Below are 17874 nucleotides of genomic sequence, written 5' to 3'. Positions count from 1 at the left end.
GCAGACGAATTTACAGCCCGTCGGCCAGCGATGCCGGCGCGCAAGGGTCCTGATTGATAGCCGTCGTATTGCCTTATTTCTCCGGTTTTTCTGCGAAGAGGTGAAGTTATGGAATCCCGTGGACCACGCCGCGGTTTCACGCTGGTGGAACTGCTGGTGGTGATCGCCATCATCGCGATCTTGATCGCGCTGTTGCTACCCGCCGTTCAAGCCGCACGTCGCGCGGCCCAGCGCATGACCTGCTCGAACAACCTCAAGCAGATCGGCTTGGCCCTGCACAACTACAATACGTCGTTGGGCTCGTTCCCCTCGGGGATCCAATTCGGCCGTTACACCGATCCTCCGCACCTGCTAGGCGGTAGCCCCGATCTCGGTTCGGCCGACTTCTTCGCCAACGGCATCGTGTCGCTGCTTGGCTATTTGGAAGGCACTGCCATCGTCAACTCGTTTGATAAGACCAAGCCCTGGTACGGCCAGGGCAGCAATGTCAACCGTCTGTTGGCCTCAGCAGTGATTCCGGCCCTGGTTTGTCCCTCCAATGCGAAAGACAACCCCGTCAAGCTACGCTGGGTTAACCAGGTGATTGACCAAATCGCACAGCTGGCTGGTTCAAGCGTGGATACAGCGCAAGTCAAGGCCGATCTCGACAGCACGTTTGCCTTGACCGACTATCTCATGTGCAAAGGTGCAACGGACGGCTGGTGCGCAATGCCGGGCTGGGTGCTGACGTACGGTGAAATTGATCTTCTGGACGGTAATCAGGATGGCCAGCCGCCAGCGGGGACCGTGGGAAATGCCGGCGCCGAACGCGGCATGTTTGACCTGTCGATTCCTAGCACTCTGGAACTGCCTGGTGCGAGCTTCGCCTGTACCATCTCCATGATCACCGATGGCACGAGCAATACTTTCGCTTTCGGCGAAGGTGCCCAGGGCAATTCGTGGCCCATTTGCCCGCTTGGAGCTGGCCCCCGGTATAATAAAGACTACAGAATGCAGCCTGCTCAGGACAAATGTACGACTGATTCCGCGACGGTGGCCTTGACTAAGTTGCCATCGGAATTCGGCGGTAATGGCATCGATCCGTATCCGATTTACCAGCCCTGGTTCTTGACACCCAGTATCTATGCTCTCACAACTGCAAAAGTTTACCTGGGTGCCCCGATCGGCGCTACGACTATTCGCTTGAACACCCGACCGGTATCCCACACCGTGATCGGTGTGAATGATGGCACCGACGCACTCAATCTGCTTGACTGCCGGGCCACGATCGACCTCGATGGTCCGTCGCCTAGTGGCCAGTTGAACGCGACGCCGGCTGTCTTCGGTGTAGATCGTCATGCCACGAGCAACTTCCGTAGCGACCACGAGGGTGGTGCTCACTTCCTCTATGCGGACGGCACCGTGCGGTTCATACAGGACAACATTGACGTGAATACCTACCGCGCCTTGTCGTCGATTGCCGGTGGCGAAACCCAGGGCGTCGGCAACTAGCCGTCGCACCTTGGCTTTGCCGTACGTGGCAAAACTTTCAACCCAGGGCCGACTCACCCGAGTCGGCCCTGGGTTTTTTTGTTTCTCCGCGCTTGGCACCACTCCCGAGGGTCGCACCTACGACCGTCAAAAATTTTGACAACCGCTAGCGTCGGCGGTTACGATCAGCATGGATCAATGGATGTTGTTGCGTGCTTGGGAGTTGGCCTGCGGCGAGCCCGTTGTCTGGCCGCATGCGGCCTGCCGGCACGCGACAGGCCTGACGTTTCCGCAGCCGGAAGTGCTGCGAGGCAACTTTCCGGTCGCCAACATCCGTCCCCCGCCCATTGATGCCTACCCGATCCCGCCGCGTGCCGAAAATGTCGCCTGCCCGCTTGTCTGCGCTGTGCCTGGTCTGCTTGACGGTTGTCGCCTTGGTCGCGCCGCGCGCTGCGGCGCAGCCGGCCGTGGCGTTCATGTCACCCTCTGCCGTTGCACCCGGCGCACCAGCCGATGTAGTGATCTACGGCGACAACCTTGCCGGCGCGACCGGACTTTGGACCGGTATACCGGCGGCGGTCGAACTCACTCCCGGCGTCGAAGGCAATGGCAACCAGCCCAAAGAAGTTCGGTATCGCATCACCTTTCCCGCGGAAACGCCCGTCGGCATTTACGGCTATCGCCTCGGCACCAGCGGGGGCGTCTCGAACTTGCGGTTGCTGATGGTCGACGACCTGCCGACCGTGGCCGACAACGGCCAGAACAAGACTCCCGAAACTGCGCAACTGCTCACGCTGCCCGTCGCCGTCGAGGGTGCCTGCGAGCCCGAGAGTTTTGACTTCTACAAGTTCAACGCGGCGGCCGGAGAAACCGTGTCGGTCGATGCCGTGGCCCGCCGGCTCGGTTCGCCGCTCGATCCCGTCGTGCGATTGCTGGACGCGGCGGGCAAGGAGTTGGCCTTCAGCGACGACGAAGGTGGCATCGCGCCCGATGGTCGTTTTGCCTATACCTTCAACGCGCCGGGCGAGTATTACGTCGAGATACGCGACATCACTTACGCCGGCAGCGGCGGTCATCGCTATCGGCTGCGGATCGGCAACTTCCCACTTGCCACGGTCGCCTACCCAACCGGGATCGTGGTTGGCTCGACCACGGCGCTGGAGCCGGTCGCGCCGCTCCTGGCCGCGGGACTCGCTACGACGGTCACCGTGGGCGCACAGGTTGGCAGCCAGGTGCCTGCGGCCGCGCGGTATGCCACGGGGCAGGGTGCGGTGCCCGTAACGCTCATGGCAGCCACGGGAAGCGAGCAGGTCGAGTTCGAACCGAACGACGACGTGGCCGGAGGAGGTTCGCCGGTCCTGGTGCCGGGCGCAATCAGCGGTCGCTTCGCGGCGGCGGGCGATCACGACCTCTTCGGTTTCGACGCCAAGGCCGGACAACGACTGTTGTTTGTCGGCATGACTCGCAGCCTCGGTTCGCCGACCGACTTGCTGATGCGCGTGATGAAGCCCGACGGTGGTGTGCTGGCCGAAGTCGACGACTCCGGCACAGAAGAAGGCACCCTCGATTTCACCGCTCCGGCCGACGGCCGTTATCTCCTGGCGGTCGAGGATCTGCATCATCGCGGCGGCCCACAACACGTCTACCGCGTCGATGTTCAGCCCTATCAGCCCGGTTTCAGCCTGTCGCTCGAGGCGGAGAAATTCGACGTCCCGCTGGGCGGCGTGATGGTCATCAAGGTCAACGCGGCGCGGCGCGATTACAACGGCCCCATCACCTTGTCGCTGGAAGACGTGGGCGAGGGCTTCGGTCTGAACCTGACTCGACAACCAAGCAGCCCGGGTTATCGCGACGTCTTTCTGGCCAGCAACGTCATCCCCGAAGGCAAGAACGACGTGGTGTTGAGCCTCACGTTCCCCGCTTCGATCGCCCAGGGACCGCCGCGCGTGGGCCGCATCGTGGGGCGGGCCAAGATTGGCGAAGTCGACTTCGCAGCCACGGCCTCGACGCTGGGCGCGCTGCGCCCGCAATTCGCCGGCCTGCCCTATCCGCCACCCATGCTCGATGGCTCCGTCGGGATCGGCGTGGGCCCCGCCTTTGGCGATTTCTTCAAACTGTCGCTTGAGGGCGACACGGTGCGCTTCCCGCAATTGGTCGGCACGGGCACCGGCAAGGTCAAACTCGAGAAGCTCGCCGGATTCGACGACGTCGTCAATCTGGCCGTCGAGGGCCTGCCGGCAGGCTTTACGGCGGAGTTGCCGGCGATCGCCAAGGGGCAGACCGAAGCGGCGATCATCGTGCGCGGACCGGCAGCAGCCGCGGCAGGGGATTATCGCTTCCGAATCGTTGGATCGGGCGTGCTCTCGAATCAACCTAAGAGCGTGACCCTCGAGGCCATCTTGCGCGTCGGCCGGCCGCTCGATGTCGCGGCGGCTCCGGCAGGGCCGGTTGTTGCCGGCGCGACGCAGAAGTGCAAGATCTCGCTGACGCGGTTTGGTGACGAGAAGCAGCCGGTGCAACTGAGCTTCGTCAATCTGCCGCCGGGGCTCAGCGTGCCCGAGGGCCTCGCCATCGCTGCCGACGCGGCAGAGCTGGAATTCGACCTGACCGCCGCTGCGAACGCGGGCATTGGCAGCTTCCCAGGCGTACAAGTCGTCGCCACAACCACCGTGGGAGGCAAACAAGTGACGTCCAGCGCCGTGTTCGCCCTGGAGGTCAAGATGCCGTAAGGTCCGCTCTGGGCTCGCCTGCCAGGGGCTCGCCTGCCTGCCCAGCGTGTCATCCGCTCGCCTACTCCTTCAACTAACGCTGGCCGAACTTCCCGCCTTCATGGATGCCGACTGATGAGCCATCGTACACGACGTTCCGCGTGGTCCTTGTTCGCCTGCGCGACTCTTGGCCTGACCCTGTCGCTCGCAGCGGCCCCCTCGGCGAGTGCGGCCACCAATGAGCCCGCGGCAGCCGCCCCGTTGCTCGAGCCGATTGTGCTCGGCACACCCGAGCGGGTCGAAGTCTTTCCCGCGAACATTCAATTGGCCACCCGCCGGCGCACGATGCATCTGGCCGTGACGGGCTATTACGCCGGCGGCGCGGTACAGGATCTGACTCGCGCTGCCGAATTCATTTCGGCTGATGAGTCAATCGCCCGCGTCGAGAGCGGCGTCGTACGGCCCGTGGCCGACGGCACCACGGTGATCATGGTGCGCGTCGCCGGGCAGCAGCTCAGCGTTCCCTGCCAGGTGACGGGGCAAGCCTCGGCCGATCCCGTGTCGTTCCAGTACGAAACGCTCGTCGCGTTGACGAAGCATGGTTGCAATCAAGGAGCCTGCCATGGCTCGCCCAGCGGCAAGGGCGGTTTTCGCCTGAGCCTGCGGGCATACGATCCGGTGCTCGACGCCGAGACTCTCGTTCGTGAGTTTTACAATCGCCGTACCGACATGGAGCAGCCCGATCAGAGCTTGCTGCTGCGCAAGCCGACGATGGAGGTGCCCCACGGCGGCGGGCGAAAGCTGTCGCGCAGCGACCTGTCGTATCAGTTGCTGCACGACTGGATTCTCGAAGGTCAGCAACTCGACCCCGCCGACGCCGCGCAGTGCGTCAAACTCGAGGTCTATCCCGCGCAGCGCATCTTGCATCGCCCTGCGCACACGCAGCAGGTGGTCGCGCTGGCGCATTTTTCCGATGGCACGGTGCGCGACGTGACCGACCTCGCTTCGTTCTCCAGTTCGGACGAGGCGATCGCCTCGTCCGACGCGCACGGCCTGGTCGTCGGTCACGACCGCGGCGAGGCGGCCATCCTGGTGCGGTATCTCGACAAGATGGAAACCGCGACGCTGATGTTCCTCAAGGAGGTCCCCGACTTCGCCTGGAACAACCCGGCGGCGAACAACTACGTCGACGAGAACGTGTTCGCCAAGCTGCAGCAGATGCAGATCCTGCCGTCTGACTTGTGCAGCGACGAGGAGTTTGTACGGCGCGTCTACTTGGACGTCATCGGCGAATTGCCGACGGCCGACGAATCGCGTGCCTTTGCGCTCGACGCCGCGCCCGACAAGCGTGCCCGGCTGATCGATGCGCTGTTGACGCGGCCCGAGTATGCTGAATTTTGGGCGCTCAAATGGTCGGACCTGTTGCGGGTCAACAACAAGAAGGTGACTGCGGCCGGCGTGCACAAGTTCCGCCGTTGGATCGTCGCTTCGCTGCGCGATAACCAGCCGTACGATCAGTTCGTCGCCGATTTGCTCTTGGCCGAAGGCAGCACGTTCGACAACCCAGCCGCGAATTACTACCGCACGGCCGGCGACACGAACGACTGCGTCGAGACCACGTCGCAATTGTTCCTGGGCATCCGCATTCAATGCGCCAAGTGCCACAACCATCCGTTTGAACGCTGGACGCAGGACAACTACTACGGGATCGGTGCTTTCTTCAACCGCGTGCAGCGCAAGCCGGCCACGCGGGCCGACGAGCAGGTCGTCTGGGTGGCCCGCGCCGGAGAAGTCACTCAGCCGCGTACCGGCAAGCAGATGAAGCCATGGCTCCCCTTGGCCGGCGACGCGGACTTGCCCGGCGAGGACGATCGCCGCGCGGCTTTCGTCGCCTGGCTGCGCGGTCCGGAAAATCCATTCTTTGCCCAGGCCGAAGTGAACCGCCTGTGGGCACACCTGATGGGGCAGGGGATCGTCGAGCCGGTCGACGATTTCCGGGCCTCGAACCCGCCCTCGAACACAGCACTATTGCAAGCCCTGGCACAGGATTTCGTCACTCACGGATACGACCGCAAGCACATCTTGCGCACGATTCTCAATAGCCGCACCTACCAATTGAGCGCCCGCAAGAATGCCTTCAACGCGAACGACGCCAAGTACTTTTCGCATGCCAAGACCCGGCTGCTTTCGGCCGAGCAATTGCTCGACGCGATATGCGCCGTGACGGCCGTCGATGAGAAGTTCCCCGGCTTACCTGCCGGCACGCGGGCGACGCAGCTTCCCAGTCCTGATGTGGATCACTACTTCCTCAAGGTCTTCGGACAGCCACCGCGCGAGATGGCCTGCCAATGCGAACGGTCGACCGAATCGAACCTGTCGCAGGCACTGCAGATGATCAATGGTCCGCTGGTGCATGAGAAGCTGCGCCACGCCGACAACCGCTTCCGCAAGCTCGCGGCAGCAGGCAAGACCGATCCGGAGATCGTCACCGAGCTGTACCAGGTCGCACTCGCGCGCCAGCCGAACCAGGCCGAGATCGACGCGGCCTGCAAGCATGTCGCCGCGCAGCCCGATCGACTTCAGGGCCTCGAAGACGTCTGCTGGGCCGTGCTCAACGCCAAGGAATTCCTGTTCCAGCACTAGCTCGCGGCGTGCGCTCAGCAGACTAACCGCAGGCAGCGCGGAAGCCAACCTCGGTGCGCATGGCCAGCCGCGGTCAGCGGCCGCGGATCGTCTGCCGCTGGCCGGATAGCTGGCTGTCGCGGGCGTGCCAGACGATTTCCAAAGCACGGTACGAATCGTCGAGATTGGACCGGTTGCGCACCAGGCTCGTCACTTCACGATAGAACGACTGTAAGAGCAGTTCGCCGACGGGGCGCTCGTGGTCGAGCGATTCCTGGTGTCGCCCCGCCTCGTCGAACCAGATCAAGGTCGAGGGCAGATCGATAAACGCGATGCCCCGCTCGCAGGCGACTTGCAGGGCAGCCGGCGGGCGGTAACCGACAGCCTCTTGCCAGCGCGCCGGCATATACCGACCACAACTGATTTGCGCCACGGTTCCGGTGCCCACCTTGTCCGGCACGGAGAAATCGAGGCTCAGCATCTGATAGTCCTCGTACTCCTGGCCGGGATTGGCCAGGTGCCGGATGCTGATCAAGCTCGTTGGTTCGGTCCCCACGACATACCGGCACCAATCCACGAGCTCGATCATGTAGCTCACCGCCGGCGAGCTGGGGGTCCGCAAGCGCTGCTCGGGCGACGTCGGCTCGCTGACAGGTACGCGATGGTGACAGAACAACAATTGCGGCGCGCCGAGTCGCGTGGCGATGAGTTCTTTCAGGCGAATCGTCGCCGGCGCATGGCGGCGAGGAAACTCCGCCATGAAAGCCACGCCTGACCGTTCGACGCGCTCCTTCAATTGACGCGCTTGCTCAGGATCGAAACCCAGGCCCGTGGCACAGTACACGGCCTTGCCAGCGTCGCAGGCGGCGAACAGCGGCAGCACGCCGTACCAGTCTTGCGACAACATCATGATGGCGTCCACGTCGTCGCGCTCGGCGAGCGTGTGAAAGCCATCGACGGCCACGGCACGCGTTTCGCGCGCCGCCGTTTCGGCGCGATGGGCGACCTGATCGTAGACGGCCCGGACTTCAAAGCGGTCGCTCAGCGTCCGCAGTGCCGGCCGATGATGTTTCTCCCAGTTCGCTCCCAAACCGATCAAGCCGACGCGCAGTTTCATAGCGTTCCAGCGCCCAAGATCAAGACGCGGTTCCTCGCCGCGATCGCCGCGACTCCGCGCGCGAAAAAAAATTTATCGCGCACCCCAACGCAGCGGAGGCGAGTATAGCGAGATCGACCCCCCCCCCACAACGAGCCCCCCCTCGCGAACTTCAAGCGGTACAGGAACTTCGGTTGCGGGAGTACGAAGATGCACCATTTCGGGTGCGACAATGCGCAGCGCTTTTTTCGCATTTTTCACGAGAAAACTGGGCTTTTTGGCAGACCGGAACGTGGCTGATTTTGCTTGACGAGGCGTCCCGCCTCCCTAAAGTACAGACATCGTTTGGCTTGGATTTGTTGATGGATTCATCGCTGCAAGGGAACTGCTGAAGAACATCCGCCGGGAAAGAGATTCCGGCCCTGCCTCACGGGCGTTTTGCCGCCCACTGCGATGTAACCATCACGCACCGCACGCATCTCAGTCGAGGCTGAGATTGTCGGCGGTCAGTCCGAATGCCCACGCCGGTGTACGAAGTGCCTGGCACTACGTCGCCTGGAACGGCGGGCCGAACCCAGATGCTCGCGATCACTCGCCATTCGGTTGCTTCGGTGGCGCGTGTCGCCGGCAAAATTGTTTGCGAAAAAGGAGACGCATAGATGAACGGTATTCCCTTGGCCCTGCTGATTCAGACCGCCGTCATGGCTGCCCCCTCGACGACGTATGAATCTGCCTACACGGACCATGTCCAGAATGGCCGTCCTTTGGTGATACTCGTCGGCGCCGAATGGTGCCCGGCTTGCCAGACCATGAAGCGTTCGATCATGCCCGAGTTCCGCCGGCGCGGAGGTTTGTCGCGCGTGGCATTCGCCCAGGTCGACACCGATCGGCAAGGTGAGCTGGCTTCGCGGTTGACGCACGGCGGACCGATTCCGCAATTGATCGTGTTCCACCGCTCGCGCCGCGGCATTCTGCGGCAAAAGCTCGTGGGCGCGCAAAGCATCGAGACGCTGCACCGCGTCGTCGATCAAGCCGTAGCGGCCACGGCCGAAGCGGAGCAACCTGCTCCGGACGCGACTCCGGACGCCGACCACGTTGCCGGCATGCCTACCCCGGATAGCACGCAGCAGGTCGACTAACGTTGCCCGGGCACAGCCGTTGGTTCACCGGCATGGGGCTCACCGGAATGGTCCCGCGCGGCTGCCTCCGGCGGATAAGCCCGAGCAGCCTCGCGTTGATCCGACTCGACTGCGCAGCGCTTGTCCCAGCCGAACGGCAAAGAGCGAAGCGCCTTGCGCAGATACGGCCAGCGTACCGCCTGGCGCCAATCGGCGCGCCAGGCGGACAGGAAACACGCATTCGCGACACGAAACTCGCGACGCCGGTAGTGCGCACGAAACAGGGTCAGCAACTGACGTGCGCGAAACGTGGGCTCGTAGGCCATGAACTCGACCGGCAGCCGCCGGGGATCGAACAGCAGGGCCGAAGCCCGTAGGCCGTCGTTCACGACGCCACGGTAATCGTCGCGCAACCGTCCCGGGTGTGCGAATTTTTCGACGACGATTTCGTCGACGACCACATAGTCGTCGGTCGCCACGAGCCAGGCAAAGAACACGACGTCGTCCAGAGTGCGGATCGACTCCGGATACTTCACCCGGGAATACACGGCGCGGCGGACGGCGACCGCACCGTTTTGGAACTCGATCGCGCCGCTGATGCAGTTGCAGAAATCGGCTTCGCGGTGGCCCGTGATCGCCGGCGGTCGACGCGGCTTGCGCCGGCCATTTTCCGCGATCGAGGCATAAGCAGCCCCGACGAGATCGGCGCCCGGGCGCAGTGCGAGGCCCCACGCGAAGGCCCCGATTGCTCCCGGCAGCAGGCGATCGTCGGCATCGAGCAGCACGATGTATTGCCCTGCCGCCGCGGCGATCCCCGTGTTGCGCGCCGCAGGCGCTCCGCGATTCGCCGTGTGGATGATCTGTGCCCGGCAGCGGTAGGGCTCGAGCACCTGCGGCGTATCGTCGGTCGAGCCATCGTCGACGACGATCAATTCCCAATCGGTCGATTGTTGGGCCAGCACCGAATCGAGCGCGCGCGGCAGGTACGTAGCATGGTTATAGGTCGGCACGACGATCGAAAACGTTGGCATCGCAAGTCCGGCTGCTAGGTCGCGTTGGTCTCGTTCAGGCCGCCGTAGCGCGTTGTTCGCTCGGCTCCGGCCGCGTGGCGCGTAACAAGTGCACCTGGCGTGCTGCATGCAGATCGAGCTGCGGAGCGGTCACATAAAACCCGGCCTGCTGCAGTCGGCCGACAAGCGCGTCGAGCCGCTCGGGCAGCAACGTCTCGCGATCGACATGCACTTCCAGCACGATCTGATCGATCCGCCGCAGCAACTCAATGGGCGCTGCGCCAAAGATGTCGTACTCCGCGCCCTCGACGTCGCACTTCAGCAGCGAGCAGCGATCGACGTGCTGCCGGGCAAACAACTCGGCCAGCGACAAACAGGGCACCTCCTCGTAGCCGAACGTGCCGAAGGCGGCCGCGTGCGCTACCGCGATCGAGTGACCGCCGCTGTTGCCGCTGAGATGAATCCGCGTCGATGCCGCAGCCCCCCCATCGATGGCCGCGGCCACCAACCGTACGCGTCCGTTGGCCAGGTACCGCGACAGATTTCGGCGCGCGGTCTCTCGATTGACGGAGATCGGCTCGACGGCAATCACGCGCCGGGCAAGCCCGGCGGCGCGGAGGCTGAACAGGCCGATATTCGCCCCGAGGTCGACCACGGTGTCGAGCGGTGGCTCTCCCTCGCACGCGCCCGTCGCCACCAGTTCATCCAGGCCGTAACAGTCGTCGAGAAACACCTCACGGAAGACGTACGCATCGTGGGTGTCGGGCCGCAATGCCAGGCGCTGCCCTTGAAACTGAAAATGGACCCTGCCGTCGGTCCACGACACCGGCAAGGGACTGTCGCGACCGCTAAGCAGCACCTCGAGCACCGGCCGGAAACTGCGCGGCCGCTCGACGGTCATTTTCCCGCCGGTCCGAAACACCAGGTCCAGCGGACCGCGCCGCAGCAGGCTCAATCGAACGTGGCTCCGCCACGGATCGGTAAAGATCGCCCGGGTGCGGCGCCAGCGCCGCCAATCGAAAATCCGGCGAAGCCACATCCGTGTGCACCTCACTCGCGACGGTCGAACCGCGCCCGCTGCCTGCCTGGCAAAAGACATCCCGCCAGCGAGCAGTTGCCAGCAGCACGGCCGTGAATCTACAAGAAGTACGACGAAGTGGTCGAGTCGAATCGCACGTTCCCAGCGGCGGCCCCCAGGTTCGCACGCCATGCTGGCGCTGCCAGCGTCGAATTCCCCCTTTACCCAGCAGGCACCATGCGCGTCAGCGTGATCATCCCGACGCTCGACGAGGCCGAGTCGATTGCCACGGGGATCGATCGTGCGTGGGAAGCCGGCGCCGACCAGGTGATCATCGCCGATGGCGGCAGCCGCGACGCGACAATCGAACGGGTCGCCGCGGCGCGCGCCGAACTGGTGAGCGGGCCTCCCGGGCGCGGCCGACAATTGAGCCAGGGAGCTGCACAAGCCACGGGCGACGTCCTGCTGTTTCTCCATGCCGACTGCTGGCTGCCCGCGGGCACCATCGACCAGGTACGCCGCGCGCTGACCGAAACTACCGTCGCGGCGACTGCGTTTCGCCAGTCGATCGATGCGCCGGGGTTTGCCTATCGACTGCTCGAATGGGGCAACGGATTCCGTGCGCGCCGGCGGCAGTTGCCCTATGGAGACCAGGGGATCGCCATGCGACGAGCGACGTTCGAGTCGCTCGGCGGTTTTGCCGAAGTACCGCTCTTGGAAGACGTGCTCCTGATGCGCGCCGCACGGCGCCAGGGTCGCATCGCGCTGCTGCCGGGCCCCTTGCACATCAGCGCCCGGCGTTGGCAGAAGCACGGCGTGATCCGCCAGACCATGCGGAACTGGACGATCTTGACCGCATTTGCACTTGGCGTCTCCCCCGAGAGGCTGGCCAGGTGGTATCGACCGCACGCACGGTAGGGGCCGATTCGGCGATTTGCCGGGGCCCCGGCACAAGGCCGCTTGCGAGTCTCGGGGCTGGCAAGTCAGAATGGGGCTGCGTTTTAGCTCAGCGGCCGAACCAGGGGATTGCCGCTGGAGCCATGTGAGGGAGCGCCGCCGGCCCGGAGGGGCTGGGGATTCGACCGGGAGGGCCAGAATGGCCATTGTGCTGCACATGCGGCCACAACTGGAACCGATGTACTGGAACCAGTTTTGTGCCGCCACCGAGCCGTTTGCCATCGCCTTGGATGGCTACGTAGCCGCCGGCCCGCGCTTTCAGGCCGAAGGCCCGCGGCTCAACCTGAATCACCATACCGAGGTCGATCGACTGGCGACCCGTTCGACCTGCGCCCAGGTGCTGTTGGCTATCCGGCAGGGGCTATTCACCCGGTTCCGCGACGAAAACGGCCCTCGCGCTGACATCTATTGCAACGACTGCGACGAAGACGTCTGCACGTCCTGGTTTCTGCTGAAGCACAGCTACCTGGCCGGGCACACCATGAATCCGGTGCTCAATCGCCTGGTCGTGATGGAAGACTTGCTCGACGCCACGGCCGGGGCCTACCCGTTCCCCGTCGACCTGCCCATCCTTCAGGAACTGGCTTGGGTCTACGAACCTTACCGCCGGACGCGGCTCGACGGTCAGCTAGACCTCCGCGATCCCGAGGTCTGCACGCGCGTCGTGTACGACGTCGAAGACCGGATCATGCGGTATGTCACCGGCCGCGGGAAATCGATCCCGCTCGATACGCACTACGAGCGTACCGGTGGCGGCCATGGTTGGGCGATGATCCGCGAAATCGGCGACCAGGCGCGGACCGGCGTGTTTGCCGACGGCATTCAGGCCTATGTCGCGGCACGCAAGCGCCGTGATGGTCGCTGGAGCTATACGATCGGCCGCATGTCGCCGTTCATCCCGTTCGACGTTCCGGCCATTCTCGAAGCCCTCAACGTGGCCGAAGGCGCCACGACCAACCGTTGGAATGGCGATAACACGACCGGCACCAGCCCCCGGGTCAGCGGCAGCCGTTTGAGCCCGGACGACGTCACGCGCGTGATCGAAGACGTGCTGCGCAAACGCGGCGCATAGCGCTGCCTTGTGACGTGCCGCCACGCGACAGGGCCCATGCGTCGCACTCACCCGGCGAGCATCGTCAGCGGGCTTTTGCGATTGGCCAAGGGGAACGATACCCGGCCGCCCAGACGCTGCGATTCGAATACCGCCACGATCATCTCAATGGCCGCCCGAGCGTCGTAAACGCTGCTTTGGGGTTGCCGATCTTCGGCAATCGCAGCGAGCAGGTCTTTGACGGCCAGCACGTTTCCGGCCGGCAGACTGCCGTCGGGCAGCGGTTCGGGCTTGCCGATCCCCGCCGTGCTCACTTCTTGCCAACGCGGATCCTTGGGGCCGAATCCCCAACCTGGATCACCCAGGAAAGCCACCTTCGGCAGATAGCCGGTGCCCATCACCAGGGCGCCGGCAGTGCCAAGCACCTGGATGCCGAAGCGCGCGGGCCGCCCGGCGGCATTGCGTTGCGAGTTGAAATACGCGGTCACCCCCTCGGGCAATCCGTACATGGCACAAACGACATCGCCGGCCAGGGGACCCAGCCCTTCGTTGCCTTCGACCAGGTCGCTTGCCGCCAGCGGCTTGCCGGCGACCGTCACGGCGCCTTGGCACCACTGCGGGTCGCCCGCCAGCGCGCGGGTCAAATCGAGTACGTGCGTCCCCAGCACCCAGAGATCCTCCGCGCCGCCGCGAGCGTCCTCTTTGCCGCGGGCACGAATCTCGAGCAGCCGCCCCAGCTTGCCTTCGGCAATCAGCTTGCGCACCACGGCGAGCTTCGGGCTGTAGCGTGTCTGGTGGGCAATCGCCAGTTTGACGTGTGATCGCTCGCACGCCGCGACCATTGCATCGGCTTCTTCCAGCGAGCGGCAAAAGGGCTTTTCAAGGTAAACGTGAATGCCGCGCTCGCAGGCCGCCTGGACCATCTCCGCATGCCGATCGACCCAGCGGGGCGCAATGCTCACGACCTCGGGCTTCGTTTTGTCGAGCAGCTCGCGGTAATCGGCAAAAGCTGCTTGGACGCCCAGCCGCTTGGCCGCCTCGGCCAGGCCCTGCTTGTTGTCGTCGGCCACACCGACGATTTCCACGTCGGGCACTTGCTGCCAGACGACGTCCAGGCCATGACCATAGTCGCCGCGCCCGGTGCTGCCGATCACGGCCACGCGCGTCTGCTTCAACATCGCTGAGTCCCTCGCCAGGCGTCAAAACCGTTGCGTGCTCAGCGCGGCAGTGTACCGCCGACACTTGCGCAAGGCCACCGCGCCAATTCGAGGTCATACGGCGGGGCAGGCCCGCGCCGCGCTCGTGCGAGATTACAGCCGCAGCATCGACAGGCTGACTTGCAGCAGCCGGTCCTGCAGCACGAGCGATTCGGGATCGTGGTGCTCGAAGGCCACGCACAAGAAATCAAGCCCTTTGGCATAGGCGATTTGATAGCCCCGCCCCACGATCACGCTGGGCACGGTGATATGCGAGAACGCGCGATCGGTGCTCGACATGGCGCTCTTGATGCCGCCCACGATGATGTTGGTGATCTCGCCCATGCCGTCGATCACCTGTGGAGACAGGGCGCCGAACTGGTCCTGCAACAGGCCTTCGACCAGCCGCACGGCGCAACGGTTGCCGACGTTCACGGTCACGAACCCGGACACCTTGCCGTGAATGCCGATCATCCCCGTCACGTCACCGCCGTCGACCGGCGGTACCGAAGAGATGCCCACGCAGCGTGCACGTGCGTTGCACATCGTCAGCGCATTCGATACCGAGTCGGTCACCGCGCGCAATAGATTCGGATCTACGGTCAGTCGGGTGACCGATTCGGCGGCGACGGTCGACATGCGAAGCTCCTCGAATTGTCTGGCGCAGCGGCGGGGGGTTGTTCCCCCTCGTTCCGTGATTGGATAGATAACTTTCGGTCACGAATTCGCCACGGGCGCCGCGGCCAGACGCTCCAGAGCAACATTTCCCCGGTCCGCGAGCCGGCCCAGGTCCGGTCGTGGCCGGTACAATCGCTCCAATCAGCACCCCGATCGGCGATGCGTACGCGGCCAGAATCGCCGCTTGCAATGATTCGGCGCGCCGTTAGTAGATCGGCCGGCGTGGCTCTTCGACCAGCTCGTAGCGGCGAATCTTGCGATCGAGCGTCGAACGCTCGATCCCCAGAATCGTCGCCGTCTGGCTCTTATTCCACCCGGTCGCGTTCAAGGTCGCCAGAATGTGCCGGCGTTCGACTTCGTCGAGCGTCAGCGGCGTGTATTCGCCCTCGGCAATCTCCTGCGAATCACCGGCCGTGGCCAGCTTCGAGAGCATCAGGTCGTCCTGGTCGATCAAGTCGGTCCGGGCCAGCACGATCGCCCGTTCGATGACATTTTTTAATTCCCGCACGTTGCCCGGCCAGCGATAGCGCACGAGGTGATCGATGGCCCGGGTGGTAAAGCCGCGCAACCGGCGCCCCGTCTCGGCGTTGAACTTTTGCAGGAAATAGTTGCACAGCACCGGGATGTCTTCCGGTCGTTTCCGCAACGGCGGGACATAGATCTCCAGTACCCGCAGGCGGAAGTAGAGGTCGCGGCGAAACACCCCGGCGGCGACATCGCGCTCCAGGTCGCGGTTGGTCGCGGCGATCACGCGGACGTCGGCCTTGACCGGCTCGCTCCCACCGACGCGCTCGAACGGATGCCCTTCGAGCACGCGCAGGAATTTCGCCTGAATGGTCGGGCTCATTTCGCCGATTTCGTCGAGCATCAGGGTCCCGCCGTGAGCCGCCTCGAACTTGCCGATCTTGCGCTCGGTGGCGCCGGTGAACGCCCCCTTTTCGTGGCCAAACAATTCACTTTCCAGCAGGCTCTCGGTCAGGGCAGCGCAGTTGAGACAGACGAACACGCCCTTGCGGCGCTGGCTCGAATAGTGCACCGCTCGGGCGACGAGTTCCTTGCCGACGCCGCTCTCGCCGCGAATCAGCACCGTGGCGCGGCTCGATGCCGCCCGGGCGATTTCCTCGGTGATACGGCGGACGACTTCGCTGCAGCCGATAATCTCGCTGTTGACGCCGAGCCGCTCGCGCAGCTGCTGGTTCTCGTCCTGCACCTTGTTCAGATCGGCGGCCAATTCCTGCTGCCGGCTCAACGTCTCGAGCACCACGGCCGTCGTGTCGGCCACGGCCAATGTGAATTCCAGATCGTCCGGATCGAGGGCCCGGTTCGCGTCGGTCGAATACAAGTGCAACAGGCCGACCACTTCCTTGGCGCGGCGAATCGGCGCGCAAATGACGCTGGTCGCGTGGATCTCACCCTTGCTGTCGCGACGGGCCAACATGCTGTCACCCATCACGTTGCGGGCCAGCACGGCTTCGCCGTCGCGCAAGACGGTCGAGGCCAAAAAAGGTGGCACGCGATAATACGTCGACCCGTCGCTGGTGCGAGAAGACACGACCTCCAGATCGGTCTGCGTTGGATCGCCTTTGAAATCGCGCGGCAGCAATAGCACCGCGCCGGCGTCGACTTCAATGCCGGCGAACAGGCCGTCGAGCGACAGCTTGGCGAGCGTTTCCACGTCCGGGGCCTTGGCCATCGTGAAGGCCAGCCGGGCCAATTGCACGGCGGCGCGACCAATCCGCGACGACGACCCGGCTTCCTCGCTCGGGCTGCTTTCGGCCGGCGCCAAGAACCGCGTCTGGCCGCGGCGATGCGTAATCAGCGGCGGCTCGGTCAACACGCTCGAATCGCCGGCACCGACGGCCTCGGTCGGCGCATAGTCACTGACCACGTTTCCCGCGCCGCCGTTGCCCGCCGAACCATCGGCAAACGCGTTCGACAGGTCGTGGACAAATGCCAGCTGCGAGCGGCCGATGCGGATGATGTCCCCGGCCTTCAGGGTGTAATCGCCGTGGACGATTTCAGCCCCGACGGCCGTGCCGTTACGGCTGTCGAGATCGCGCAGGAACCAGCGTCCCTCGGAAAAGAACACCTCGGCGTGCGACCGGCTGCAGCGTTCGTCTTTGATCGTGATCTGGTTGATCGGGGCGCGTCCGATCGTCACGGACTGGCCCGGCACGAGACGGAAGACGTCCGTCCATTTTGTGCCTTCGCGTACTACGAGGTAGGCCAGCATGAGCGCCCTTCGCACCCCACCTGCGGCTGGATTCGCCGGAGAGAACAGACCGTCCCAGCCCAGGCGTTCGGCACGGCTGCAAAAACCCAGCCTTTACCTTAGCCCCCCTTGTCGGCCTCGCAAGCCAGCGGAGGTGCCCCGGGTCGCCCGCCGGGCGAGCTCCCCCCTGCAATCGTTACGAAAGTCCTACCGCGGACAAGGTTTCGGCGCCGAGTTTTCTTGCTGCCTTTGCACAACCCAGATATTCTGGAACGGTTGAAGCACTTGTGCGGCTGGCGATTGCAATCGTCGCTGCGCGCGTGCCCGGAACGAACGAGTCGAGGCCTCCAGTCTCGCCCCCTCTCGGGGCATTTGCGTAAGGAACTCTTGCCATGTTGCACGTCCTTCGTTGCCGTGCGTCGCGCTCCGTGAGTTGCACACTCGCCTTGGGGCTCCTCCTGGCGGTGCCCGTCTTGGCGCTGCTCGATGCCCCGTCGCTGGCCCAGAACAATGGCAACGGCAATAACAACGGGAACAATAACGGCAACAACAACGGCACGACGACGCCCACGGTCACCACCGGCGTCGTCGTTTCGCAGAGCGCCGTGGGCGGTGTGGCGGTCGATGCGCAGGGCGTGTTGAGCAATGCCGTGTTCGATGCCTCGGGCGCTCTGGCCGCGGCGCGGAAGCGCGCGGCGCTGGCCGTCGAGGGCGACCTGGGCCGGTTTTCGCCGTTGC

Annotated in this window: 13 protein-coding genes; 7 read left to right on the top strand and 6 right to left on the bottom strand. The window is 64.3% G+C overall.

All coding sequences use genetic code 11. From position 1 onward, the window contains the following. Positions 1–108: 108 nt before the first annotated feature. The 3 genes from K1X74_20780 (at position 109) to K1X74_20770 (ending at position 6821) form a co-directional block, all read left to right on the top strand. The gene (locus K1X74_20780; protein ID MBX7168783.1) at positions 109–1491 is read left to right on the top strand and encodes a DUF1559 domain-containing protein; all 1383 of its coding nucleotides are present in this window, start codon (positions 109–111) and stop codon (positions 1489–1491) included. Positions 1492–1850: 359 nt separating this feature from the next. Further along, complete coding sequence (locus K1X74_20775) at positions 1851–4199, top strand: PPC domain-containing protein (GenBank protein MBX7168782.1); 2349 nt, start codon at positions 1851–1853, stop codon at positions 4197–4199. A 114-nt stretch (positions 4200–4313) separates the two neighbouring features. After that, positions 4314–6821, top strand: a complete 2508-nt coding sequence (locus K1X74_20770; GenBank protein MBX7168781.1) for a DUF1549 and DUF1553 domain-containing protein — start codon at positions 4314–4316, stop codon at positions 6819–6821. A 73-nt stretch (positions 6822–6894) separates the two neighbouring features. Here the strand turns inward: K1X74_20770 and K1X74_20765 are convergent, their stop codons facing one another. Next, the gene (locus tag K1X74_20765; GenBank protein MBX7168780.1) at positions 6895–7917 is read right to left on the bottom strand and encodes a Gfo/Idh/MocA family oxidoreductase; all 1023 of its coding nucleotides are present in this window, start codon (positions 7915–7917) and stop codon (positions 6895–6897) included. A 638-nt stretch (positions 7918–8555) separates the two neighbouring features. Between K1X74_20765 and K1X74_20760 the strand changes: the two genes are divergently transcribed. Continuing rightward, positions 8556–9035: a thioredoxin family protein gene (locus tag K1X74_20760; protein MBX7168779.1), complete on the top strand. Its 480-nt coding sequence runs from the start codon at positions 8556–8558 to the stop codon at positions 9033–9035. Here K1X74_20760 and K1X74_20755 read toward each other — a convergent pair. Together K1X74_20755 and K1X74_20750 are read right to left on the bottom strand one after the other, a co-directional pair. Then, positions 9032–10045: a glycosyltransferase family 2 protein gene (locus K1X74_20755; GenBank protein MBX7168778.1), complete on the bottom strand. Its 1014-nt coding sequence runs from the start codon at positions 10043–10045 to the stop codon at positions 9032–9034. The genes K1X74_20760 and K1X74_20755 overlap by 4 nt on opposite strands. Positions 10046–10079: 34 nt before the next feature. After that, positions 10080–11063 carry an FkbM family methyltransferase gene (locus K1X74_20750; protein MBX7168777.1) on the bottom strand — a complete coding sequence of 328 codons (984 nt, stop codon included), beginning with the start codon at positions 11061–11063 and terminating at the stop codon, positions 10080–10082. A 216-nt stretch (positions 11064–11279) separates the two neighbouring features. On the opposite strand from K1X74_20750, the gene K1X74_20745 reads away from it, so the two are divergent. Further along, on the top strand, positions 11280–11960 hold the full coding sequence (locus K1X74_20745) for a TIGR04283 family arsenosugar biosynthesis glycosyltransferase (GenBank protein MBX7168776.1): 681 nt from the start codon (positions 11280–11282) through the stop codon (positions 11958–11960). Positions 11961–12138: 178 nt separating this feature from the next. Then, positions 12139–13071, top strand: coding sequence for a hypothetical protein (locus tag K1X74_20740; protein MBX7168775.1), 933 nt, complete (start codon positions 12139–12141; stop codon positions 13069–13071). Between the two features lie 47 nt (positions 13072–13118). On the opposite strand, the gene K1X74_20735 is transcribed toward K1X74_20740, so the two are convergent. From K1X74_20735 to K1X74_20725, 3 genes are all read right to left on the bottom strand, one after another. Next, complete coding sequence (locus K1X74_20735) at positions 13119–14228, bottom strand: Gfo/Idh/MocA family oxidoreductase (GenBank protein MBX7168774.1); 1110 nt, start codon at positions 14226–14228, stop codon at positions 13119–13121. Positions 14229–14360: 132 nt separating this feature from the next. Beyond that, positions 14361–14885, bottom strand: a complete 525-nt coding sequence (locus tag K1X74_20730) for a chemotaxis protein CheX (GenBank protein ID MBX7168773.1) — start codon at positions 14883–14885, stop codon at positions 14361–14363. Positions 14886–15129: 244 nt separating this feature from the next. Continuing rightward, entirely contained in the window at positions 15130–17157 is a 2028-nt protein-coding gene (locus K1X74_20725) for a sigma 54-interacting transcriptional regulator (protein MBX7168772.1), read from the bottom strand. Positions 17158–17528: 371 nt separating this feature from the next. Between K1X74_20725 and K1X74_20720 the strand changes: the two genes are divergently transcribed. Continuing rightward, a partial coding sequence (locus K1X74_20720; protein MBX7168771.1) for a hypothetical protein occupies positions 17529–17874 on the top strand: 346 nt, incomplete at its 3' end.

This window comes from Pirellulales bacterium (assembly GCA_019694435.1).
Lineage (GTDB): Bacteria > Planctomycetota > Planctomycetia > Pirellulales > JAEUIK01 > JAIBBZ01.
The sequence above is the reverse complement of the archived record's forward strand: the minus strand, read 5'-3'. Positions and strand labels throughout refer to the sequence as shown.

Bases quoted from the DNA above. Each gene is read 5' to 3' on its own strand.
- K1X74_20780 (MBX7168783.1), top strand. From the start codon at position 109: ATGGAATCCCGTGGACCACGCCGCGGTTTCACGCTGGTGGAACTGCTG.
- K1X74_20775 (MBX7168782.1), top strand. From the start codon at position 1,851: ATGTCGCCTGCCCGCTTGTCTGCGCTGTGCCTGGTCTGCTTGACGGTT.
- K1X74_20770 (MBX7168781.1), top strand. From the start codon at position 4,314: ATGAGCCATCGTACACGACGTTCCGCGTGGTCCTTGTTCGCCTGCGCG.
- K1X74_20765 (MBX7168780.1), bottom strand. From the start codon at position 7,917: ATGAAACTGCGCGTCGGCTTGATCGGTTTGGGAGCGAACTGGGAGAAA.
- K1X74_20760 (MBX7168779.1), top strand. From the start codon at position 8,556: ATGAACGGTATTCCCTTGGCCCTGCTGATTCAGACCGCCGTCATGGCT.
- K1X74_20755 (MBX7168778.1), bottom strand. From the start codon at position 10,045: ATGCCAACGTTTTCGATCGTCGTGCCGACCTATAACCATGCTACGTAC.
- K1X74_20750 (MBX7168777.1), bottom strand. From the start codon at position 11,063: ATGTGGCTTCGCCGGATTTTCGATTGGCGGCGCTGGCGCCGCACCCGG.
- K1X74_20745 (MBX7168776.1), top strand. From the start codon at position 11,280: ATGCGCGTCAGCGTGATCATCCCGACGCTCGACGAGGCCGAGTCGATT.
- K1X74_20740 (MBX7168775.1), top strand. From the start codon at position 12,139: ATGGCCATTGTGCTGCACATGCGGCCACAACTGGAACCGATGTACTGG.
- K1X74_20735 (MBX7168774.1), bottom strand. From the start codon at position 14,228: ATGTTGAAGCAGACGCGCGTGGCCGTGATCGGCAGCACCGGGCGCGGC.
- K1X74_20730 (MBX7168773.1), bottom strand. From the start codon at position 14,885: ATGTCGACCGTCGCCGCCGAATCGGTCACCCGACTGACCGTAGATCCG.
- K1X74_20725 (MBX7168772.1), bottom strand. From the start codon at position 17,157: ATGCTGGCCTACCTCGTAGTACGCGAAGGCACAAAATGGACGGACGTC.